The sequence below is a fragment of the Planctomycetaceae bacterium genome, from assembly GCA_041398825.1.
Classification (GTDB): Bacteria; Planctomycetota; Planctomycetia; order Planctomycetales; family Planctomycetaceae; genus F1-80-MAGs062.
The window spans coordinates 260,001-282,985 of sequence record JAWKTX010000010.1 but is presented as its reverse complement, the minus strand read 5'-3'; the positions used below and the strand labels follow the sequence as shown (position 1 = coordinate 282,985).

12 protein-coding genes, 2 tRNA genes and 1 rRNA gene (1 of these 15 only partly in view) are annotated in these 22,985 nt (G+C 54.2%); 6 read left to right on the top strand and 9 right to left on the bottom strand.

What is annotated here, in order from left to right:
* Positions 1-383: 383 nt before the first annotated feature.
* The gene (locus tag R3C20_18885) at positions 384-1,679 is read left to right on the top strand and encodes a DUF1501 domain-containing protein (GenBank protein ID MEZ6042567.1); all 1,296 of its coding nucleotides are present in this window, start codon (positions 384-386) and stop codon (positions 1,677-1,679) included.
* A gap of 145 nt (positions 1,680-1,824) precedes the next feature.
* Here the strand turns inward: R3C20_18885 and R3C20_18880 are convergent, their stop codons facing one another.
* From R3C20_18880 to R3C20_18845, 8 genes are all read right to left on the bottom strand, one after another.
* Entirely contained in the window at positions 1,825-4,977 is a 3,153-nt protein-coding gene (locus R3C20_18880; GenBank protein ID MEZ6042566.1) for a PSD1 and planctomycete cytochrome C domain-containing protein, read from the bottom strand.
* Between the two features lie 86 nt (positions 4,978-5,063).
* Positions 5,064-6,560 (bottom strand): DUF1501 domain-containing protein, encoded by a 1,497-nt coding sequence (locus R3C20_18875; protein ID MEZ6042565.1) that lies wholly within the window; start codon positions 6,558-6,560, stop codon positions 5,064-5,066.
* Between the two features lie 60 nt (positions 6,561-6,620).
* On the bottom strand, positions 6,621-10,136 hold the full coding sequence (locus tag R3C20_18870) for a DUF1553 domain-containing protein (protein ID MEZ6042564.1): 3,516 nt from the start codon (positions 10,134-10,136) through the stop codon (positions 6,621-6,623).
* A gap of 368 nt (positions 10,137-10,504) precedes the next feature.
* Positions 10,505-11,326 (bottom strand): glycosyltransferase family 2 protein, encoded by an 822-nt coding sequence (locus R3C20_18865; GenBank protein MEZ6042563.1) that lies wholly within the window; start codon positions 11,324-11,326, stop codon positions 10,505-10,507.
* Between the two features lie 179 nt (positions 11,327-11,505).
* Positions 11,506-12,738 carry a hypothetical protein gene (locus tag R3C20_18860; protein ID MEZ6042562.1) on the bottom strand — a complete coding sequence of 411 codons (1,233 nt, stop codon included), beginning with the start codon at positions 12,736-12,738 and terminating at the stop codon, positions 11,506-11,508.
* Positions 12,739-12,863: 125 nt separating this feature from the next.
* Positions 12,864-13,658 carry a hypothetical protein gene (locus R3C20_18855; GenBank protein ID MEZ6042561.1) on the bottom strand — a complete coding sequence of 265 codons (795 nt, stop codon included), beginning with the start codon at positions 13,656-13,658 and terminating at the stop codon, positions 12,864-12,866.
* 77 nt (positions 13,659-13,735) lie between these two features.
* Complete coding sequence (locus R3C20_18850; protein ID MEZ6042560.1) at positions 13,736-15,010, bottom strand: molybdopterin molybdotransferase MoeA; 1,275 nt, start codon at positions 15,008-15,010, stop codon at positions 13,736-13,738.
* A gap of 108 nt (positions 15,011-15,118) precedes the next feature.
* Positions 15,119-16,243, bottom strand: a complete 1,125-nt coding sequence (locus tag R3C20_18845; protein MEZ6042559.1) for an EAL domain-containing protein — start codon at positions 16,241-16,243, stop codon at positions 15,119-15,121.
* A gap of 163 nt (positions 16,244-16,406) precedes the next feature.
* Here R3C20_18845 and R3C20_18840 point away from each other — a divergent pair, with 163 nt between their 5' ends.
* A complete protein-coding gene (locus tag R3C20_18840; GenBank protein MEZ6042558.1) occupies positions 16,407-16,538 on the top strand; it encodes a hypothetical protein in 132 nt (43 codons plus the stop codon).
* A gap of 72 nt (positions 16,539-16,610) precedes the next feature.
* Here the strand turns inward: R3C20_18840 and R3C20_18835 are convergent, their stop codons facing one another.
* Positions 16,611-19,628 (bottom strand): hypothetical protein, encoded by a 3,018-nt coding sequence (locus R3C20_18835; GenBank protein ID MEZ6042557.1) that lies wholly within the window; start codon positions 19,626-19,628, stop codon positions 16,611-16,613.
* A gap of 457 nt (positions 19,629-20,085) precedes the next feature.
* Here R3C20_18835 and R3C20_18830 point away from each other — a divergent pair, with 457 nt between their 5' ends.
* From R3C20_18830 to R3C20_18815, 4 genes are all read left to right on the top strand, one after another.
* Positions 20,086-20,961, top strand: coding sequence for a neutral zinc metallopeptidase (locus R3C20_18830; protein MEZ6042556.1), 876 nt, complete (start codon positions 20,086-20,088; stop codon positions 20,959-20,961).
* A 274-nt stretch (positions 20,962-21,235) separates the two neighbouring features.
* Positions 21,236-21,309, top strand: a tRNA-Ile gene (locus R3C20_18825).
* Between the two features lie 42 nt (positions 21,310-21,351).
* Positions 21,352-21,424: transfer RNA gene (locus R3C20_18820), tRNA-Ala, on the top strand.
* A gap of 290 nt (positions 21,425-21,714) precedes the next feature.
* A 23S ribosomal RNA gene (locus R3C20_18815) occupies positions 21,715-22,985 on the top strand (it continues 1,529 nt past the right edge of the window).

Below are 22,985 nucleotides of genomic sequence, written 5' to 3'. Positions count from 1 at the left end.
TGTATTTAAGGTGCCTCGGCCGGGAACCCCGTAATTCAGAAGTGTCCATCGCAATGGATTATCTGAAGACATCCGGTAATCGACGTGAGGGTACAGAAGACTTGCTGTGGGCTTTGATCAACAGTGCCGAATTCATGAGTAAACCCTGACAAATCGGCGAGGCAACACTTTCCAGCCTCATCTCTCCTGCACAACCATCTGCAGCCACCACAACATTTCAGACGGAGTCTGAAATAACGAGAGGAATATCCAGTTGTTCTGAAACCGGGGCTGGGCATTTGAAGCGTCCGCTTTTGCAGGCTCGGACGTGACTGGCTCAGCCTCGGTTTCAGAACAGCAATGGCAATTCAAGTTTCATCGGACATCAGAAGGATTGATCCATCATGAGCATTCACGCATTTGATCAGGTCAGTGTCAGCCGACACGGATTCTGCCGTCGCCGCTTTATGAAATCTGTTTCCACCGTCTCGTTGACGGCAGGGGCTCTCAGTTTCGGTGAGTTGATGGCGACGGGAGCAGAAGAACTTCGTAAACGCGGCAAATCCATGATCCTGCTCTGGATGCAGGGGGGGCCAAGTCAATTCGAGACTCTTGATCCGAAGCCAGGAAAATCGACGGGGGGACCAACGGAAGCGATCCAAACGGCCGTGGCGGGAATTCAGATCGCTGAAAATCTGCCGCAGATTGCGCGACAAATGAGTGACATTGCCATCATTCGATCAATGACAAACAAGGAAGGCAGTCACCCGCGAGCCAGTTACCAGATGCATACAGGTTACGCGCCATCCGGAAGCGTCAAGCATCCTTCGATTGGGGCCTGCATTGCCAGCCAGATCGGGGATGCTGCCGCAGAACTGCCGTCGTTTGTTTCAATCGGTACGGGTGGACCCGGAGGTGCTATTCCTGGTGCGGGATTTCTTGGCATGGATTATGAGCCCTTTGCTGTTGCTCAACCGGGACGACTGCCGGAAAACATTGCTATGTCTGTGTCAAAGGATCGCTTCCATCGCCGTACTGCTCTGATGGAAAAGCTGAGTGGAGAATTCGCCACTTCAACTTCGGCGGTCCTCGCTGACACTCATCAGTCACTGTACGGAAAGGCATCACGCCTGGTTCTCACTCCGGAAACAGAAGCGTTTGATATTTCGGCGGAACCTCAGTCTCTGCAAGCGGACTACGGGCAGAGCAATTTTGGCAAAGGCTGCCTTCTGGCCCGTCGGCTTGTTGAACGCGGTGTCACCTTTGTTGAAGTCCGTTCAGGTAACTGGGACACGCACCAGGACAATTTCGAACAATGTGCTCGCAATGCTGGTGAAGTCGATCCGGCAACGGCAACACTGATTCGTGACCTGAACGAACGCGGAATGCTGAAGGACACGCTCATCGTCTGGATGGGTGAATTCGGGCGTACTCCAAAGATCAATCCGCGAGAAGGCCGTGACCATTATCCCCGCGTGTTCAGCATCATGATGGCGGGGTGCGGTGTTCAGGGAGGTCAGGTTTACGGGGCCTCAACAGGTGATGGCTCGGAAATCGCGGATCATCCAGTGAATGTAGCGGACTTGTTTCAAACGATCTGCAAAGCACTGGACGTTAACGCCGCGCATGAGAATATGAGCCCTCTGGGGCGACCAATGAAAATTGTTGACGGTGGCAGGGTGCTTCCAGTGTTGTCCTGAAGCAACCGTTCGGGCGGGGTGTGGAAACGCGTTCGATACCAGGAAAAGCTGGCTGTGAATAAACGCAGTTTTCCTGAGCCCGCTTCTTGAATACCAGATCTGAACGGGCATTCTTTGATGTCGAATGACTGCCCATTCACCCGTATCAGTCGATGTAAACAAATTCGTTCATGCTCATTAATGTCTGGCATAAGTCGGTCAGAGCATTCAGCATGGGTTCGGGAATGTTGCGTCGTCGATAATCATCAAGCTGCTGTTCCAGAAACTTTTCCAGCGCAGCCTGTTCCTCTGACGTTGGTCGTCGCGCAAGCGCCATCTGCCAGGCCGTTTGAATTGCCTCGTGTGGTGAATCTGCAGGCAATCGGCGCGCCATCGCACTGGACCAGGCCCGCCCCTGCGGGTTGTTCATGAACATCAGTGCCTGAGGTGCAATGGTCGTAGTGGGCCGCTGACCAATACTCACCAGATGTTCGGGCCAGTCGAACAGCATCATCATGGGTATCAACTGACTGCGTTTGACGAAGAAGTACACGCTGCGACGAGTCATTTTCTGGTCCAGAGTTCCTGGTCCGTACATCGTTCGGTCCAGCTGACCGCTGACGGCCAGCATCGAATCGCGAATCACCTCTGCTTCCACGCGCCGCGGTGTCCAACGCCAGAGTAATGTGTTTTCACGATCAACTGCGGCACGTTGTTCGTCTTGCTCAGCCGATTGCATATAAACAGCGCTGGTCATGATCATGTGATGAAGTCGTTTCAGCCGCCAGCCGTTTTCGACAAGATCATTGGCCAGCCATTCCAGGAGTTCCGGATGCGTAGGCCGTTCTCCTGAAACACCAAAATCGTTGGGTGTGGTCACCAGGCCACGTCCAAAGTGATGTTGCCATAAGCGGTTGACGATGACTCGGGCCACCAGTGCCCCCGCTCCGGTTCTTGAATCCGTCATCCAGTTTGCAAGAGCGGCCCTCCGAAAACTCGTTCGCCCATGCCCCGACTGCGGCTTTACCTGCCAGTCACTTTCCTGAGCCTCAGCGGGCTTGAGTACCTGAAGAAACCCGGGTGCAGCCACCGCATTTTTCTGATGCACGTCTCCCCGATTCAGAATAAAGGTTTGCGGATAAAAATGGGGAAAGCCGCGACCATCAGCATGGTGGGACATCTTCGGCAGTCCCTCGCTTGTCACCATCACCCGGGTCAATCGGATATCCGGGCCTTTTGCCTTGTGTTGCTGAAGCGCCTGGTGGCGTTTCTGCCACTCCGGAAGCGTCGTTGCAAACCATCGCTGGGCAATCTTCCACGCTTCCGCTGTCTGATCGCCATTCGTCTGAGCCACTTCCAGCGAGTTTGCTATCGCAGGATCAACACCGCTGTCTCCAACAGTGGCAGCCAACCCCGCCTTGTTTCCAATGGAGAAACGAAACCGACCGATCGCGTGCTGAGTATTTGGATGCTGTTGGCGCAGCACGATGGTCCATCGGTGCCCTCGATCCGACCCAATCGTTTCGGCAAAATCGAAGACCGCTGCCTGATCTTTACCGATACCACCCCCATCGACAGCCCACCCGGAAATCGGATCGTCATCGATTGAGGCGTTAACGCTGAGCGAATCCTCATTTTGTTGATGTGTAGCCCGGGCAGTTACCAGCCTGATATCGACCGGTTCTGAGCTGCGTGCCAGAGGTACTACCGAAATCCGGATGTCGCCCAGAGCGAAGTTCCCGTTGGCCGCACGCCCCGGGCCCTGATTGGGCAGAGAATCGTGAACCAGCGTCTCCAGTCGCAGTGCCCCGGCTGTTTTTCCCCGTGACTCTGCGGTGATTGTCACGATGTCTTTATTGGGCGCCTTGCCAACAGCAAGCCAGCTGGCGTCTTCCTGCAACTCAAACTTCGATTGATTCTCAGCCGAAACCGATGAAACAGTGAGTGTTTCCCAGTCGGAGACGGAGTCGCCAGGGATATAACCCGGCAGCCAGGCTGCGAACAACGCCGGTACTTCCGTTTGTTCGAATGCCGCCAGATCCTCCTGCAATTCTGTCAGGCGTTCTTCCCATTCCTTCCTTCGTCTCTGGTTGGCTTTGGGGTCCAGGTCGAGTTCAATTTCACTTCGGATTGTCGAAGTGAAATTCGAAGCCATTCGGTAGTAGTCGACTGAAGGAATCGGATCAAACTTGTGGTCGTGGCAACGAGCACAACCAACGGAAAGTCCGAGGAAGGCCACTCCGGTGGTGGCGACCATGTCGTCAAGTTCGTCGTAGCGTGCAGATTCAAATTCTGCTTCCGTCAGCTGTGTTGGGAATGCCCCGGCACCAAGGAATCCCGTCGCCATCATGGCCAGGGGATTCTCAGGGGCGAGTTCGTCGCCGGCAAGCTGCCACTGAACGAACTGGTCAAACGGCAGATCCTCGTTGAACGCGCGGATCAGGAAATCGCGATAGTGATAGGCATTCGGTCGATCGTAGTCCTGTTCGTAGCCATGCGATTCTGCAAATCGGGCAATGTCCATCCAGTGTCGCGCCCAGCGTTCGCCATAATGCGGCGAATCGAGAAGCCGTGACACCAGGTTTTCCCAGGCATCCGGGCTTGCCTGCTGCTCTAATTCACTTACTTCTTCCATCGTGGCGGGCAGCCCATGCAAATCAACGGCAGCTCTGCGCACTAAGTTGCGAGATGCGGCCGGGCCGTTCGGCAGGAGGCCCACTTTTTCCTGTGCTGAAAGGATAAACCGATCGATGGGAGTCCGGCACCATTCGACGTGATCCACTTCAGGAATTGGTACCGCACTTAATGGCTGGAATGCCCAGAAGCGGCGATCCGAATCAGTGACTTCCATCGTTGCTGATTGTCGAACCCTTTGCTCCGCCAGCGGCTTGTCATAGGGCGCACCGAGATGAATCCAGTTTCGAATGACTTCGATGTCTGTCTCAGAAAGCTTGTCAGCCTTCAGCGGCATGTGTGGTTCCGCTTCGTGTTTGATCAGCTGAAGAAGATAACTGTCTTTGGCAGATTCACCAACAAAGCCGCTTGCCAGAAGGGAATCACGCGATGACAGATCAAAATCTGCCTTGATCGATTCGCCGCCGTGACAATCAAGACAGTGCTCTGTCAGGATCGGTCGTACACGTTCGCGAAACAATTGCAGTCCCTGCTGCATGCGTTTTGCATGGTCGACCGGAATGCCGGGCTGCTTCGTTGAAGCGTCTTCCTGACCATTGGCAGGTGTAGCAGACAAAGGGTTTAGAAACAGGCCGCACAGCAGGAACCCACAGGCCGCTACGCATGAACAACATCGCCATTTCATTGGATTGAATTCCCGCGGTGGGCCCCGGAGTCTGAAACGCCTCGCAAACGTGTCCTTGCGGGGCTTCCGCCTTTCGCCCCATCAGTTTACGCAAGGACATCCTGTAACACGTGGCCGTGAACATCTGTTAGGCGGTAGTCCCGCCCCTGAAATCGATAAGTGAGGCGTTCATGATCGAATCCCAGCAAGTGCATGATGGTGGCCTGCAGATCGTGGACATGTACCTTGTTTTCGACAACGCCAAACCCAAGCTCATCTGTCTGCCCGTAGTTGAATCCACCCTTTACACCGCCACCCGCCATCCACATCGTAAAACAATCAGGATAGTGATCGCGGCCCAGTACTTTGCTGGCGGCTGTCCGGCCTTCGCGGAACGGCGTTCGACCAAATTCTCCACCGCAGATGATCAGAGTATCCTGCAACATGCCCCGTTGCTTCAAATCTCTGATCAGCGCGGCAATAGGCCGATCTGTCTTCGCCCATTTGTTAGTCAGTCCATCGGTCAGTCCTTCGCCCGGCCCGGTACCGTGGAAATCCCAACCCCAGTCGAACAATTGAACGAAGCGCACGCCCTGTTCAACCAGACGTCGCGCCAGCAGGCAATTATTTGCGAAGCTTGCTTGCCCCGGCGTTGCTCCGTAGGCGTCCTGCGTTTCTTTGGTTTCCCTGGTGATGTCCATTACTTCAGGTACGGAAGCCTGCATACGGTAGGCCAGTTCATACTGGGCGATGCGGGTCAGGGTTTCAGGGTGCCCCAGTTGCTGCATCTGAAATTCATTCAGTTGTTTCAGTGCGTCCAGCGATCGCCGGCGCAGGGCTCGATCCATCCCTGCCGGATCGGATGCGTATAGAACCGGATCACCCTTTGATCGACACTGGACACCCTGAAACACGGACGGGAGAAATCCACTGCCGTAGGAATTCGCTCCCCCGTTTGGCTGCACGCCACTGCTGATCAGAACGACGAATCCCGGCAGATCCTGGTTCTCGGTGCCAAGCCCGTAAGTTGCCCAGGCGCCCATTGATGGACGACCGGAACGCGGTGAACCCGTGTAAATCAACAGTTCCGCAGGCGCATGATTGAACTGTTCCGTGTACATGGAATGGATGAAACACATGTCATCTGCGATGCCATGAAAGTTCGGCACCGCATCAGAGAGCCAGGTACCGGATTCACCATACTGGGCGAACTTCCGCGGCGTGCCCAGCAATTTGGGTACACCGGAAGTGAAGGCGAAGGTTCGTCCCTTGAGGAATTCTGCGGGACAGTCTTCTCCCGAACGCCTGACCAACTCGGGTTTGTAGTCGTAGAGATCAAGATTTGGCGGCGAACCGGTCAGGTGCAGGTAAATGACTCGTTTGGCTCTGGCATCAAAATGGGGTCGACGCTCTTCCAGCGGCGACATGGAGCTGATTGGAACATCGTCTGCCGCCACGCGGCTGGCAGATGTGGCAGTGGACAGGCCCGTCATTGACGAGAGTGCCATCGCACCAAGACCGAGGCCGCTTGTTCCCATGAAATGTCGTCTCGTCTGCTCAGCCAGTTGTGACTGCTGAGCCCTGAGCCAGTCAGTTGCATTCATTTTGGTTGTTTCGTCTTAAACAGAATTGTATCGGATGTTCGGCGGGACGGATTCCGGTGCTTATCGTTTCAGAAACATCTCATCCAGATTCAGGATGACATTTCCAACCACAGTCATTGCTCCGGCATCGATTGGGTCCAGACCTGCGGGTAGTTCTCCCAAAGGGTCAGATGCCAGCCGTTTTGCTTCTTCAGGTTGATCTTTGAGTTGATTCACCACGTCTTCATACAAGTCCCTCAGAGCCTGTCGTTCATGATCTGCGGGAAGTCGCAGCAGACATTTCTGGAAGGCATACGCAAGCTGATCGTCGGTCGCATCCGCATGACTTAGTGCGAGGCGAGCCAGTGCCTGAGCCGCTTCGACGAAGACAGGATCGTTGAGCGTAACAAGTGACTGCAGCGGAGTGTTGGTTCTGTTACGTCGAATGGTGCACACTTCGCGATTGGGTGCATCAAAAGTGGCCATCGACGGATAAGGATTGCTGCGACGCCATGTTGTGTAGATCGCTCGCCGATAGCGATCTTCTCCTGTGCTGGTCTGCCAGTCAGTGGAACTTCCAAATGCAGCATTCAATCCGGAGTTAGGCTGCGGAGGCTTCACAGGTGGACCATACATCCTGCGGCTCAGCAGCCCTGAAACGGCCAGCGCCTGGTCACGAACTGCTTCTGCCGACAGACGAACCCGTGGTCCGCGGGCCAGCCATCGATTATCCGAATCGAGGGCGAAGCTCTCGGCCGTTACTTTTGAGCTCTGCCGATATGTCGCAGAAGTCACGATCAGCTTGATCAGGGCCTTTCTGTCCCAGTGGTTCTCAATGGCTTCAACGGCCAGCCAGTCCAGCAAGTCAGGATGTGTTGGCAGTTCGCCCTGTGATCCGAACTCTTCGCTGGTGACGACGATTCCGCGACCGAACAATGATTCCCAGTAACGATTCATGAGCACGCGTGCCGTAAGTGGGTTGTCGCTGTCAACCAGCCATCTCGCAAGTGCCAGTCGGTTTGGCCGACCACCGGAATCCACTGTCAGCAGTGAATCTTTCATGGGATAAAGTGCGGCAGGAACACCTTCCGTGACCTCAGGGCCTTTATCCAGGTAACTTCCGCGATACTGAAGGTGTGTGACTCGTCGGTTGTTTGCCAGTTCGCGAAAGATCGGCACTGAAGTCGCCGGCTTCATCTCGCTGAGTTGCTTTTCTGCTTTTGCAAGCAACTTTCGTGTTGCATCAAGTGATGGGGCAATTGTGCGACGAAAGTAGGCTGCCAGGTCAGCTGCCTGCCCAGCGCTTCGATCACTGACTTTCGTCTCAACGATATCCAGCAACATGGATGGAACGCGAGATCGCTCAATCGAAGATGTGTCAGCCGTTTGACTTAGTCGGAAGCTGCCGAGCAGATGATTCTTGTGCTTTGACCGCTGGTCGATTGTCAGACGCAGGGACTCGCCCTCCCCGAGAGGAATCGGTGACTTCGGAACCAGCACCAGCGAATGCTGTTCGCTGACAGCTCCGCCAACAGCCCAGCCAGTAGATTCGTTTGGCTGGCCATTCACGATACTTTCTGCTGGAAAACCGTCCTGGCTGTAATCGGCGATTGCCGAACTGAAGGCAATATCCCGAATCCCACTGGGTTGAAATTCTGCGGACAGCTTTGGTGGCTCGGCAACCGATTGCTTCCAGACGATATTTCGCTCCGAATCCAGCAATGAAATTTCAAAGTTCTTCAGGCGCTGATAAAGCGCATCCCCTGCGCGATTCCAGATGACAAGACGCTCGACAGCTCTTGCACCTCGCAGATCCAGTTCCCACCAGGGATCGTCTGAAATTTCAGTATGGGTAACCGATTTGTTTTCGTACTGTCCATCCGTATTTCCGTCGATCGCGTATTCCGGAGGACCTGCGAAAGCGGTGGTGCTCTGCGTGGCCTTTCCCTCAATCGCAACATTGGTTCCCGCGCTGAAGACCTGAACCTCTGCCAGGGAAAGGATCTGTTGTTTTCCCGGGATTTCAATTCGTATGAACCGGGCAACCGGTGCACGATCGCCGTCAGGCACAATTTGGGCACGTACCTGCGTGATCACAAAGTTGCCTCCGCCGAGACCGACTCCGGCCCCCGGCAGACGGTCGTCCGGCACAACATCCAGCTTTAATCCCGCAATGACGGAATTCTGCGCAGGTCCGGCTGCTGATGAAACATCAATCGTGTAGACATCGTTTTCAGCCACTTCATTGACGAAAACGCGCCCGTCCGGATCGACGCTGGCAGACTTTGCGCTGCTTCTGACCACATGGATATTTGAAAGTGCCTGCCATGCTTCCGGCGCGAGAATTCTCTTCTCCCACGTGCTCTGCGCTTTCGCCAGTTCACTGGTCGGCGTATCCAGGATCTGATTCAGATCGGCAATCTGATTTTGCAGTTGTGTCTGCAGCTGTTTTTGCTCATCTGTGAACAGTTCGATCAGTGGTGATTCGTTGCGTCGATCTGCATCCTCGGTGTTGTTGAAGATTGCAAAAACCCGAAAATACTCCTCCTGCGAAATGGGATCATACTTATGGCTGTGGCATTGCGCACATGCCATCGTTGTTCCCATCCACACTGCAAGCGTCGTGTTGACGCGGTCGACAACAGCAACATTTCGAAATTCTTCGTCGTTGGTACCGCCCTCATTATTTGTCAGTGTATTGCGATGAAATGCCGTGGCAACGAGTTGCGAATCCGATGGATTCGGGAGAAGGTCGCCGGCAAGTTGTTCTACGGTAAACTGATCAAAAGGCATGTTGTCGTTAATCGCCCTGATGACCCAGTCGCGATACGCCCATATCGTTCGCGCAGGGTCGTCTGCGTAGCCGGCAGAATCGGCATACCGAGCCAGGTCCAGCCATTTCCGAGCCCAGTGTTCACCGAATTCCGGCCGGTTCAGGAGGTTGTCGACCATCCTTTCATAAGCATTCGGCGCGTCATCACTTACAAAACGCTGTACCTCGTCAATGTCCGGAGGCAGCCCGATCAGGTCCAGAAAAACCCGGCGGGCAAGTGCCTCACGGTCTGCTTCAGCGGAGGGCTCCAGCCCGTGCAGCAACATACGATTCAGCGTGAAAGCGTCGATCGGATTTCTTGCCCATTCCCTGTGCTGACCGACGATCTCAGGAACAACGGGCCGCTCCGGTTTTACATACGCCCAGTGCTTTGCGTATGGAGCACCCTGCTGAATCCACTTCGACAGTGTCTGAATTTCTGTTTCTGTCAATCGCTTTCCAAATGACGCTGGCGGCATTCTTAAATCGTCATCTGAATGTGTCACACGTCTGATCAGTTCACTGCGACCGGGATCTTCCGGGACGATCGCCGTCTCACCAGATTCCAGTGGACGCAACGCCGATTTGTTGTCATCGAGCCTCAGACCAGCTTCAAGGTGATTCTCATCGGGCCCGTGACATGCGAAGCACTTATTTGAGAGGATCGGTCGAATGTGCGTATTAAAGTCCAGATCGTCTGACGCGTGGCTTCGATGAATGAGGACCGGAATGCACAAACAACACAGGACAGCGGACACCAGGTGTTTCTGTAGTAAACAACTCATATTCATCTCGGACGCCTGTTGGTGGCGGATTGATGGTTGGTTCGGACCGAGTGTCCGGGTGGGCATTTCAGTCTAACAAGCATCCCGGAAGGAACACAGTATGGAAATCTCGGGGGCCACGCGATTGGAGAATCGGGGGCACACTGACACTACCGGGATTCGGGGCTGTGATTAAATTGGAAGCGAATCAACCGAGCAGATTCGAATAACGCATCCCATCATCCCCGCTATTTCTTCCGTTGGGTTCGTCGTCATGGATTTCATGGCCGAACCTCGAGTCATTTCGCTTGTGAAACAAGCTTCGTGTCGAGGATTGAGGACCGGAGATGTCGGTGAAAAGTTGTTGACCCAAGAAATGAAGAGGCCGGCTAATCCGCGATTCCATACCGGAAGATGCACCAGAGCGCAGAGAATCCGTCCTTCCAGCCAATCTTTTTCCCTTCTGCGTAGGTGCGGCCGGAGTAGCTGACTGAGATTTCGTAGATTCGGTAACGCCTGCGGGCGACGCGAGCGGTAATCTCTGGCTCGAATCCAAAACGGTTCTGCTGGAGTCGTGGTGTGATTTCGTCAATGACTTCGCGGCGGAAAACCTTGTAGCAGGTTTCCATATCAGTCAGATTCAGATTCGTGAAGCAGTTGGAAACTGTGGTGAGAAACTTGTTACCCAGGTAGTGCCAGTAATAGAGGACTCGATGCGCCTGGTCGCCCAGGAACCGGCTGCCAAAGACGACATCGGCACGGTCTTCAATGATGGGCTGAAGCAGCCGCGGGTATTCGTCGGGATCATATTCGAGATCGGCATCCTGAATGATGACTACGTCTCCTTCGACCTTGCTGAATCCTGTACGGAGTGCTCCGCCTTTGCCCATGTTGACTTCGTGAAAGAAGACCCGGATTCGATTGAGATCGTCGCCTGTGCTTTCCGCCTCCAGCGCCTTCATGACATCGCGCGAACGATCGCGGCTGCAGTCGTCGACAAGGATGAGTTCTTTGCGAATAGGAACGGATCGGACGCGATCCACCAGATTGCGCAGAGTTTTTTCTTCGTTATAGACCGGGATCACCACCGACAGAGTAAAATCATCCGGGATGGCGTAAAAGCCCAGTTGTCTGCACGCGAATTCTCCCAGCGTCTTGCGCTGCTCGTCACACCAGACAGGTGAAAAAGGGCGTAGCTGTTCGTCGGACATTGCGGGAGAAGATTTCCATGTTAGAACTGGGTACAGAACATGCTCGTCAGCCGAAGAAGCCTTCCTGATGGGGAAGCTTTCAGTCGGGCAGGCAGAGGACTGGATTGCAGAGGACTGGGTGACAGAGCGACTTTTGATTGACGTCAGAAACCTTTGTTTCCGGCCGCCAAAACAGTAGTTTAACCCCCGGAAAATTGTCTGCAGAGGTCCGAAACGTGAAGAATGGCTTCTGAATCAGAACCTGTCAAAAGCCAGGTCGTAATCTGCGGGTCGCGTTGACCAATTCGGCAAGGGCTGGTTCTTTGTATGCTTACGCCGGAGGGGAGCTTGGGAGCCAACGGAAAATCGGTATTGGCCGGTTTGGTCTGGCGCAGCTGGAACCAGAATCCCGATTCCTCTGGACCTAACAGTTTTCCCAAATGTAACGCAATTCGGCCCATCGTGCACCGACCGTTCAGGTCGTGGGCCATCCTCAGCAACCTGTTGGACCCGGGGGAACCGGTGGCGTCTTCGAGAATCATGCAGTCGATGCCAAGCCAGCCTGTATACGAGAGACCACCAGCGGCGCATGCAATGTGGTATCCGTGACGGATCGCTTTATCCCAGATTGATTGGCACTGCGTGGAGCAGTGAATCAGGCTGCCGATGTATCTTCCATCGGCTGCCGTCACCATTTCCGTGAGGCCGTCAAATTGAATCGTCGGTTTCTGCGTGCCAAATGGATCGGGCGTGACCGTGAATTGAAGTCCTGCTTCGGCGACACGGTTTCTCCAGGGTTCGGCCGAAACAATGGTCTTTTGAGTAAACTGATTTCTCAGCCATCCAGTGGTTCGTGGATCCAGTTCGAGACCTTCGCCAAGGATCCGGTTTCTTGCTGCCTGACTAAACTCTGCCTTGATGACCCAGGGAACAGCAGGGATGGAATGCGCTTTGTGGAGGGATTTCAGCCAATCGTTGACATCACTCAAACAGGTGCAGACGCGAGAAAACGGTTCATCATGAGCTGTTTTGAACGATTCATCATCCAGCCGGCACCATTCATCAAAGGTGTTCTGGAAGCGGCGACTATTGACCGTTCGGATGGCATCCAGAGGGGGGACTGCCGTCGTTGGGACAAGTTTGGAGGCGAGTTGTCCGGCAGGCTCGCTCCATCCCCACGGAATGAACTCACAGAATCCCGCGCCCGCCGCTTGCGCTTCCGCAATGGTCAGGAACTGAAGGGACTGCATGACGTCGGGAATACCGGTTGGAATGGCCTCGTCCCGGACAAGCACGAAATCATTTTCGGCACCGGAGAGCAGCCCAAAACAGGGGGCCAGATCGTCAACCAGGGCTTGCGCAGACGCTTTCATCCGCGAGTTTCCCTGCAGTTGTTCTTCGAACATCAGATTTGGGTAATAGAGTCGCGACATGAAATTGGCGCATTCGTTGGTTCGCCACTGCGAATTGCAGTACTGAACTGGGTTTTCATCTGTGAGTCGGCTGGAACTGCGAAGCCTGAGTTGGAAAAGTGGTTGGCAAGGCCCGCGGAAATGATTCAGGAATTTGGCGCGTTGATCTTCCAGTGAGACGGGGAAGCTTTCTCTTCCGGAGATTCAAGAGAAGTATTGGTTGAAACTTCGTCCGATGTTCCACGATCGATATCGATACTGTCTGCGGTCCCTGAGTCTGTCTTTCGATAACGTCGAATTGGAATGGCCGCCAGCCAGTACAACGAACTCAGTGCGGCGCGCAGGTATCCTGATTCGGAGTCGTTCAGAAAAGTAAAGCCCAGGATCGTCAGAAGGACAGCCGTAATCAGCAGCCAGTTTCTGTAACGCTGGTTCGAAGCGAGAATACGAACAATATTGTGCCAGGCTGGTTTTGAGATCGCGGGCTGTGAACCGTCGGCGTCGTCGCGACCACCAAACAGCAGTTCTTCTGTCACCGGAACGATGTGTTGGTCTTCGCCTGAGTTCGCAGGAAGCGAGGCCTGAGCTAACCGGCGGGCGAATTCAGGATCATCTTTCAGTGCTGCGGAAACGCGCTCGAGGTATTCAACTTCATCTTCCAGGTGGGCGAGTCGGTGAGCGTTCGTCGCGTATCTCTCCCTCGCTGCGATCCATTCCGCAAGTTTGGGCGACAGAGCAACAGCGGCATACATCGATGCTGCGGTGAGCAACGAAAGCCAGAATATCAGCGACACCAGCCATGAAGCAGAATGAGTTGGCTCGTTAGCTTTGAGTAATTCTTCGGATGTCTCTTCCCTGAAATTGATGTCCGGATCCGGCGCGATGGAACCAGGTTCGTTTGTTTCGCTGACCGTTCCATGTTCATTTTTCGATGCAGTCACTGCCGCTATCCCCCGCATTTGGCCACGAGAGGAAACCTACCGCATTGTATCGATAATGTGTGGAGTTCGTGTGTCGCCTAATCATGAAAAAACTCGGTCCAGAGTCGAGCTTCAACAGTGTCGCCCGCTTTGTAGGGGCCATGTTCCGGTTGCAGAAGGGCCATGCCGTTGGCGGACGCAGTTGTGCAGACATCGGAGGATCCGCCCCAGGGAATGATTTGTGCGGTGATTCCCGCGGCGTCTTTCGACAGGGTCAGCACTGCGGGATGATAGACCGGACGGTCGCCACGTACGATGGCATCTTCTTTTAGTTTCGCCTGAAAGGCCGTCCGCTCGGGTTGTGCCTGAAGAAGCTGAAGAGCAGGGCGTACGAACAGTTCGAAGCAGACAAGGCTGCTGACAGGATTTCCGGGTAAACCGTAGACCAGGCAACGGTGTGGGGGCTGCTGTGGGGCTGGCGCTGTTTCATAGATCCCAAACCAGATTGGCTTTCCCGGCTTCATTTTTACGCCGTGAAAAACTTTTCGAACGTTCGCGGCCGCGAGTTCGGAAGGGACAAAGTCGTGAATTCCAACGGAAACGCCGCCGGTCAGCAGAAGAACATCGGCTGTCAGACCCTGTCTGATCCGGGCCGCAAGTTCTTCGCGATTGTCTCGCGCGATGCCGAGCGGGATCGGCCAGCATCGACAATTCTTTACCTGAGCCTCAAGCATGGGTTCGTTTGAGTTACGGATTTGCCCGGCGTTTGGCTCAGACGCTGCATCGACTAATTCGTCTCCGGTTGCAAGAATCGCAACCCTCGGTTGGCGGATGGCTGGTACGTTTTTGATGCCGAATTCTGCGAGCGCCGCGACGTGCGTTGCAGCAACGCGGACGCCTTTCTTCAGCAGTGGCGAGCCAGCCTTAATGATGCCGCCCTTTCGGGTAATACATGCATCAATCGAGAGAACTTCTGCGGGGACCTGAATGCTCCGGGGATTCTTGGTATCGCCATCCAGAATGCTCACGCGTTCCATCGGCACGACACAGTTCACCCCTGGCGGCACTTCCGCGCCGGTCATGATTCGGATTGCTTCGCCGGGCCGAATGACCACACTGGATCCTGAGCCGGCAGTGACCGTTCCTGTCACCTCATAGGTACTTTGGGGATTCGCAACCTGGTGTGGCAGCTGAATGGCAAATCCATCCATCATGGACTTGTCGAAGCGAGGTGAATCATCCGGAGCCGGCAGATCTTCGGCCAGCACTCGTCCGAAGGATTCCTGAATCGAAAGAATCTCGCTGCCAGCGGCCGGTGGACAGTTCTGCAGGACGAGTTCAATGGCGTTATTTACGGATAGCAGGTCAGCCATGGGATCGCGACAGTCTGAGTAAATCCGGGGAAGCAGTTGGATCGGACGTGTTATCCGTTCGCTTCCCCCAATTCTACGCGATGTCAATTGAGCCGAACAGGAGCCTGACTAGCTCAGTATTGTCGGTCTGCTGTAGAGATAACCCTGCACAAGGTCGAAGCCCACATCTCGGCAGACCCTTGCCATATCTTCGGTCTCAACACCTTCTGCCACGACGATTGCTCCGTCCCGCTGGATTCCATGCACGATGGATGCGAAGAAGCGGAACTGGTCGTCCGAAACATCCTGCAGATCCCGAATCAGCGCAGAATCAAACTTAATGAAATCGGACGTCGCGCAGATAAGCTCACGGATTCTCGCCTGTCCGCGTCCAAAGTCATCGAATGCGAGTCGAATTCCCTGTTCAGCCAGTTGCGACCGCACCTTCCGGATGAGGCCGGGCTCTGTAATGGCCGCTTCGTGGATCTCCAGGACGATTGCACGGTCCGGGTATTCCTTTCGAAGTTCTGTCAGCTGTGGCACGACGACATCTAACAGCGGTTCCAGCGGGTGTGTGTTCAGGAAGACCGGAATGCCTGGTTCCAGCATAGAAGCGAATCGCATCGCGTCACGTCGGCACAGCAGACTCAATTCGACTTCCCGACCAGCTTTTCTGGCTTGTTCGAAGAGTTCCCCGGCCGTTTCCACTCCCGGAAAGTCACTCCGGGCGAGGAATTCGTAACCACGGACGAAACCTGTTTTCAGGCAGTGAATGGCCTGAAAACACGGCAACACGCCCCCGTGGTTTAATAACTGCGTCAGGCTTCTGCGTGCTACCAAATCGTGGGCGTTGTCAACGAAGCATGTTTTGGAAACGACGGGGTCCGTTCGCGCGCCCCCGTTATTTTGATCGCTTCGCATGACTTCAAAGCAGACATCTCCAATTTCGATGAAATCACCCGGCAGCAACAAAGTGTCATGGCCAATGCGATGACCGTTCACGAACGTCCCGTTGGTGCTGCCCAGATCGCGGATATACAGACTTCCTGCGGACAACATCAGTTCGCAGTGTGCCCCACTGACGACTGCGGACGAGACCGCCAGATCCATTTCTCTGCGTCGCCCGATTCGATACGAAGGCTGGCGGAGATAAAATGTTTGCGGGGTCTCTCCGGAAGTCAATGCTCCTGAAATCGACCACTTCGGATCGTTGGCGACATGATCTTTGGTGCACAGGGAAGTTGCGACGGCCATGTGAGGACCTCGTGAATTGCCCAGAAAGTTTCTGGAACAAGTGAACATGTTGCAAGTCGATGTTGTTTCGGAGTCCGTTCGCCAGAAAGTCTTACACAGAATCGGCCATCAAGAGATTCAAATGTGCAGATGCACAAATGAACGGTTGGGAAATACTGTAGCGATGGCGTGGCCGTATCGGTTGGTCGGGTTTACCGGCAAAGACGGACGTCTGTTTATTCGGGATGTGACGAATGCGCGAGCCGGGATGATCAGCGCGTTGATAAACGATATGAAAGGCAACCCGAAGCGTTAGCGTGAAACTTTCACAGGCTGTCGCGGAACATCAATCCGTCGCTGGCGCGTTGGGTACTTCCTGAACGGGCTGCTATCGCTGAAGGCCCAGAAGGTATCCCAGATTAGTTGGTGATGGCGGTCCGAAACGTGGCTCAAGAGAGATGCCGATCCCGACATTATTCTTGCTGAAGTCAAATCCCACGCCGGTATGCAGAATCCAGTCCAGTCCAACTCGACTGATCGTAAGTGACGAACCTCGGGATTCACCGGCTGCGACATCGTATGCAAAAGAGGCCGTTGAGATCCATTTCGGGCTCATTTGGTAGCTATAACTGCCCGTCAGTATCTGGCTGTCCAGGTACTTGCCGAGATCCACTTTGCGATACGCGAGGTAAATGCTGCCTCGAGTGCTTCGCTGGCTGAGTATCCCGAGGCTCCAGATATTCTGGCCGTCCCTGAACGGGTCGGTCATGCTGTCCGCCAGCAAACTGGTTCGATCACTGATGTTCCAGCGATAGTGGTTGTAAATCAGCCCGAAGCTCTCCCCGAAATTATCGCGGCCAGACTCCGGGAAAACCGAAAAGCCTGATTCCCATACCATCCAGTCCCTGGTTCGTTCAGCATTTGGCGGCCCGGCTTTCGTCTGCAATCGATTTCGGAATGAGAACCGAATGACTTGCTGGTCGTCCACAAGTTCGTGGTAGGGAGCGCTGGTCCAAAGTCCCGCGCCGTTTCGAATCGCGTAGTTTCGAGGATTGAACTCGCCGGGGACTACGCCGGAGAATACCTGTAAAGGGTAGCGAGAGCGGAATCGTTCCTGAGAGTTTTCATCGATCTCGTTGTACTGCGGAATTTCATTGATTCCACGCGAGACATCTGTCCAGGAGTACTCAACCATCGATTCGTGTTTGTGAGCGAGCCCGCGAAGGTTAAAAATGCGGCTGTTGACAAACGGCATCACCTTCCATGCGAAGAGCTTTGCGCGAATGCCGGCATTGACCAGATACCGGTCGACGCTGTTCCCGGTAAAGCCTTCTTCCCAATAGGCAGCTTCGCCTTTGACGTAAGGCTGCAGATTCAGCGGGCCCAGTGAGAACGGGGCGTCAATTTCATGTCGACTCATCGCAACGACGCCGGAAGCATCGGCGACATAGGGCAGCCCAAGAGGGGTAAACGGATCTGTTGGATCCGTGGGTAATTGCATCGGATTCAGATCTGCATACCCGGCGCTGGAGTGAGACGACCAATAGGCGAGCCCGCCGAACACTGGTTGAGAAAAACTGTAAAGGTCCGCCCGGGGCAACCATTGTGTCGATGCTTCGAAACGATTCAGTTCTGCCTTACCCCAGATCGTTCCACTGTAGGAGCCGAGATCCTGGCGGAATCCGAGGATCGTTTCAGAATCCTTACCTGTGTCGAACCGGGTTTCGTCATATTGCTCCAGGTAGTTCCTGTCTGAAATGTAGCCAATTTCTCCAAACAACAGGCCCCCCGGGCCAATCTGCTGGCGATGTCGAAGAGCAGCTTCACCTCGGTTGTCTGATTCGGGTTCCAGAGCTCGACGGTCCAGTCCAAGATTATCCTTGCCATGGTCGTATTGGTAATAAATGGTGCCTTCGCCCTGATAGGACCCCCAGGGATTCGTTCCCTGATACCGCGTGGCCGTTCCGACCCCGGGCCCCCTCTTTGTCATTTCGTTGGCCAGCAGGTCCCACTCAAAACCATTTTGCTTTGGCAGTCCCAGCAGTTTCGTCAGGTCCCAGACAGTCTTCACCTGAAAGCCAAAGATTCGATCCTGGCCAACGGTCAGTTGTCGTAGTGGAATGCCCGGGTCTTCAGCAGGCGCGCTAATGCGCGGAAGCCAGAAGACGGGTGTTTCACCAATCATCACTTTATTGTTCAGACTGGTGATCCATGTCGATTGAGTCATGAGCGGTTGACCAGTGGACGGATCAGCCCCGATCCACGGGGTTGCAACACCGGGCTCAACAAAAATGTCGCTGGACTGCAGGCGATATCCGGGAACGCCATACGGGCTCGTCGTCGCCCAGGCATTCTGTGCGTGGAATCGTTCGCTCGAAAGTTGCCTCATTCTTTCTGCCCGGACTCGGACGTAGCCGCCGGTCTGGGGAAGGAACGCCCGAAGTTCGGCATTCATCAATAAGGCGCGATCGTTGTTGGCATCAAAGAAGGCATGGGTTGCCGTGACCGTGTTCTGCTTATGGCGGATAACAATGTTGCCTTCCAGGTAGACTTGAAATCGCGTGTCAGAGGATTGAAGTATTGCCTCGCCACTCTCAAGTTGCCCGCTTCCATCACTGTGAGTCCAGGCGACGATTCGGTCCGCCGAAATATCGATCACTCCCGGGCTCACTGGTTGACCCTGCAAATCAAATTGAATGCCTTCGATCAGAATATTGACACCCCCGGTGATCACATATACCTGCTCAAGCGGTTGAGTGTTTCTGGATTCAAATGATTCAATCTGTAGTGGCTGGCTGCTTCGCGGACGAATCTGGACTCGTCGACCGGATTGACCTGACGAGCTCCTCAGCCTCGACTGGTCAGGAAGATACAGATCCGGCGTCACCTGCAATGCTACCTGGTTCGTCGGCCTGAACTGTTCGGAAAAGAGATGTTCGGCTGCCCGTTCAAACAGCGGGTCGTTCGAACGTTCGGTTGTCCGGGAACTTCGGGCCAGAACTTCCGGGGCTGTCGTCGATTGAAGACGCACGGTACTCTTGGATTTCTGCCGAGCCAAATCCTGGTGCCAGAGCGATGCTTCTTCCGCATAGACATGAACGTCGTGAGTTCCGGTCAGAGGATCATCCAGGACCGCCATTTTCCGGGCCGCGATGCGTACAGAACCCTGAGACAACTTGACGTCACCCAGCAGCAGGCGAAGAGATCCGCTGCCCAACGGAATGATTTCCTCAACTTCTGCGCGAATACGTATTGGCTGCTGTATATCGTCGGAAATGACGGGTTGTCTCGCGGAATCCGTGGTTTCAACCGGGGCCTGCTGCGCAGCAGGGACCTGCTCAACTGAGGCGATGCAATTCGCGGCAGCGATCAGGAACATGCTGATTAGACGAGACCAGCGCGTCATGCAGTGGAATCAATCAGTACTGCAAAGGCAGTGGAGGCGGGAGAAACAGAGGGGATGCAGGTTCTGAAATCGTGCGAGACAACCTTCCCTGCGTTGTCTTTGGCGCAGACCGTCTCCCTGAAAACACACAGCCGCAGGCGCTTGAACGACCGTGTCTTCAGCGTTTTGGTGCACGCCAGTCGGGATAGTACGGTGCCGTTTCCAGACAGGTCAATACCGGACTTTCGCAGCAGATCCGGCGTAAGTTCATGAACAGGAACAAGTTAAGGTTCACTCTGGCTGTTGGTTGGGCGTTGAATGCTGCAAATCATAGGTTGAGCCCCGTTCATGTTGACACCGCGAAACAATCCGCCCGACAAATGGGCTTTAGTACATGGCCTGCGTCGCTAAGATTTGCCCGAGGGCCACAACGCGGATGAGTCGAGATTCTGATCTTTTGTATCGAGGAACCTGTAAGATGCGCTGGAAGGGTCGAGAACAGAGTGAAAACGTCGAAGACCGGCGGGGGATGTCACCGCAGATGGCGTTGGGCGGTGGCGGTGGACTGCTGATGGTCATTGTCGTCATTGTGGTCAAACTGCTGGGAGGGGGGCAGCAGGCTCAGAATATTGCCGGAAGAGTGGCAAATGAACTGGGAAATCGAGCCCAGCAACAGCAGGTAGCCAGTGAGGGAATCGATGATGAATACGCAGAATTTGTGCGAGTTGTCCTGCGAGATACGGAGACGGTCTGGACAGATCTCTTTCGACGCCAGGTCGACATTTCCTACACGCCTCCCAAATTGATCATGTTTTCAGAAACCGTTAGCTCCGGTTGCGGGAATGCAAGTGCGGCTATGGGGCCGTTCTATTGCCCCGCCGACAAACAGGTTTACATCGATCCGCAGTTCTTTAACGATCTGGCTGTCCGCCACAATGCCGAGGGAGATTTTGCACAGGCCTATGTCATTGCCCACGAGGTCGCGCACCATGTGCAGAATCTCCTTCAGTTCAATGTTCCAGTTCAACAGGCGCGTCAAAGTGGCGATGAAATCTTCGCCAATCAGATGTCTGTTCGACTCGAACTCCAGGCGGATTACCTTGCCGGAGTCTGGGCAAATCACGCCAACCGCCATTTCGAAATTCTTGAACCAGGTGACATTGAAGAGGCTATTCAGGCGGCGAATCAAATAGGAGACGACACGTTACAGCGTCAGGCGACTGGCTACGTGAAGCCCGAGCGCTTCACCCATGGCACTTCAAAACAGCGAGCTCGGTGGTTCAAACGGGGACTTGATACCGGCCGACTCAAAGACTGCGAAGAATTATTCCAGTTAGCGTATGAAGAATTGTAATTGAACACATTGGCAGGAGTCCGATGCAGAACCGATGACGATCTTCCCGTGTCAGGGAGAAACAGTCTCTGCGAAACAATTTCAAAAACAGACTCAATCAAGTGCCCGTCAGCACCGATTAACGTAGGACCCAAATGACGATGAAACCCGGATCAACCCAGCAAAGGAAGGTCCTGGATTCCAAGATTGGAAATTTCATTGTCACCAGGTCAACGGGCTGGACATTCCGGGTTGCCATTGGCAGAATGCCCGACCCGAATTCAACCCGAATGTCGGGCGTATAGCTCAGATGGTTAGAGCGCAGCTCTGATAAAGCTGAGGTCCGTGGTTCGAGTCCACGTACGCCCACTGAATCTACAATATTGTGAAATGTTGTAATCAGTGCATCTCGGGGACGTAGCTCAATTGGGAGAGCGCTGCCCTTGCAAGGCAGAGGTTGTCGGTTCGATCCCGATCGTCTCCAGTAGAAAAGGGGAATCTGAAACTTCAAAAAAAGAAGATTCAGAGTGTTGACAGGATCTCTGATCCTCGATACACTCCCCCGCTCGCGAAAAAGGAACTGCCTGAATCGTGAGCAACACAGCTGAAAGGTTGTGCAGATCTTTGACAATCAGAAGAAGTTTAATTGGCATCTGTAATCGTTTTTCCGAGCAGTGTCTTTCTTGAAGTGCCTTGTGCACAAAAAGAGGGCAGTGCTCAGTGGTCTAACGCAGTGCTCAGTTGCGGTCTTTGGATCGTGGTTGTAAATCACTGTGGCTAGATACATAAGGGCGTGTGGGGGATGTCTTGGCGCCAGAAGGCGATGAAGGGCGTGGAAGGCTGCGAAAAGCCTGGGGAAGCTGTCAAACAAGCGTTGATCCCAGGATCCCTGAATTACCGTATGCTGAATACATAGGCATACGGGGCGAACGTGGGGAACTGAAACATCTAAGTACCCACAGGAAGAGAAAGCAAAAGCGACTTCCCTAGTAGCGGCGAGCGAAAAGGAATCAGCCCAAACCGTCGGCTTGCCGGCGGGGTTGTGGGGCTCACATATGGAGTTACAAATCTGACGGCTAGAGGAATCCGATGGAATCCGGAACCACAGAGGGTGATAGTCCCGTATTCGACAGTTGATCAGACTCCGTGAGGTTCCCCGAGTAGGGCCGGTCACGTGAAACCCGGCTTGAATCCAGGAGGCCCATCTCCTAAGGCTAAGTACTCACTGGCGACCGATAGTGAAAAAGTAGCGCGAGCGAAAGATGAAAAGCACCCCTGTTAGGGAGTTAAAAGGACCTGAAACCACACGCTTACAAGCAGTCGGAGCACATTAATTGTGTGACGGCGTGCCTTTTGCATAATGATCCGGCGAGTTACCGTCAATGGCCCGGTTAAAGCCTTCAGGGCTGAAGCCTCAGCGAAAGCGAGTCTGAATAGGGCGAATTGTCAGTGGCGGTAGACGCGAAACCCGGTGATCTACCCATGGGCAGGTTGAGCGCGGGTAAGACTGCGTGGAGGACCGAACCCACAAATATTGAAAAATTTGGGGATGACCTGTGGGGAGGAGTAAAAGTCTAATCAAACCGGGAGATAGCTCGTTCTCTCCGAAATAGCTTTAGGGCTAGCCTTGAGCCACTATGTCATGGGGGTAGAGCTACTGATCTCGTTTGGGGCCCTTCCCGGGGTACCCTGCGTAACCAAACTCCGAATACCATGATATTTATCTCAGGAGTCAGTCCACGTGGGAGAAGCTGCGTGGTCAAGAGGGAAACAACCCAGATCGCCTGCTAAGGCCCCTAAACTTTGCTGAGTCACAAAGGATGTCTGATTACTGTGACAGCCGGGATGTTGGCTTAGAAGCAGCCACCATTTAAAAGTGCGTAATAGCTTACCGGTCGAGTAATCTGGCACCAATAATGAACGGGAGTAAGCAAAGTGCCGAAGCAGCGGGCTCGTAAGAGCGGTAGGAGAGCGTCCTGATTGCGTTGAAGCTGTACCGTAAGGAGCGGTGGAGCGGTCAGGAGTGATTATGCCGGAATGAGTAA

Excerpts from the sequence above, each read along its gene's own strand:
- R3C20_18885 (MEZ6042567.1), top strand. The coding sequence starts at position 384 with ATGAGCATTCACGCATTTGATCAGGTCAGTGTCAGCCGACACGGATTC.
- R3C20_18880 (MEZ6042566.1), bottom strand. The coding sequence starts at position 4,977 with ATGAAATGGCGATGTTGTTCATGCGTAGCGGCCTGTGGGTTCCTGCTG.
- R3C20_18875 (MEZ6042565.1), bottom strand. The coding sequence starts at position 6,560 with ATGAATGCAACTGACTGGCTCAGGGCTCAGCAGTCACAACTGGCTGAG.
- R3C20_18870 (MEZ6042564.1), bottom strand. The coding sequence starts at position 10,136 with ATGAGTTGTTTACTACAGAAACACCTGGTGTCCGCTGTCCTGTGTTGT.
- R3C20_18865 (MEZ6042563.1), bottom strand. The coding sequence starts at position 11,326 with ATGTCCGACGAACAGCTACGCCCTTTTTCACCTGTCTGGTGTGACGAG.
- R3C20_18860 (MEZ6042562.1), bottom strand. The coding sequence starts at position 12,738 with ATGTCGCGACTCTATTACCCAAATCTGATGTTCGAAGAACAACTGCAG.
- R3C20_18850 (MEZ6042560.1), bottom strand. The coding sequence starts at position 15,010 with ATGGCTGACCTGCTATCCGTAAATAACGCCATTGAACTCGTCCTGCAG.
- R3C20_18845 (MEZ6042559.1), bottom strand. The coding sequence starts at position 16,243 with ATGGCCGTCGCAACTTCCCTGTGCACCAAAGATCATGTCGCCAACGAT.
- R3C20_18840 (MEZ6042558.1), top strand. The coding sequence starts at position 16,407 with ATGGCGTGGCCGTATCGGTTGGTCGGGTTTACCGGCAAAGACGGACGT.
- R3C20_18835 (MEZ6042557.1), bottom strand. The coding sequence starts at position 19,628 with ATGACGCGCTGGTCTCGTCTAATCAGCATGTTCCTGATCGCTGCCGCG.
- R3C20_18830 (MEZ6042556.1), top strand. The coding sequence starts at position 20,086 with ATGCGCTGGAAGGGTCGAGAACAGAGTGAAAACGTCGAAGACCGGCGG.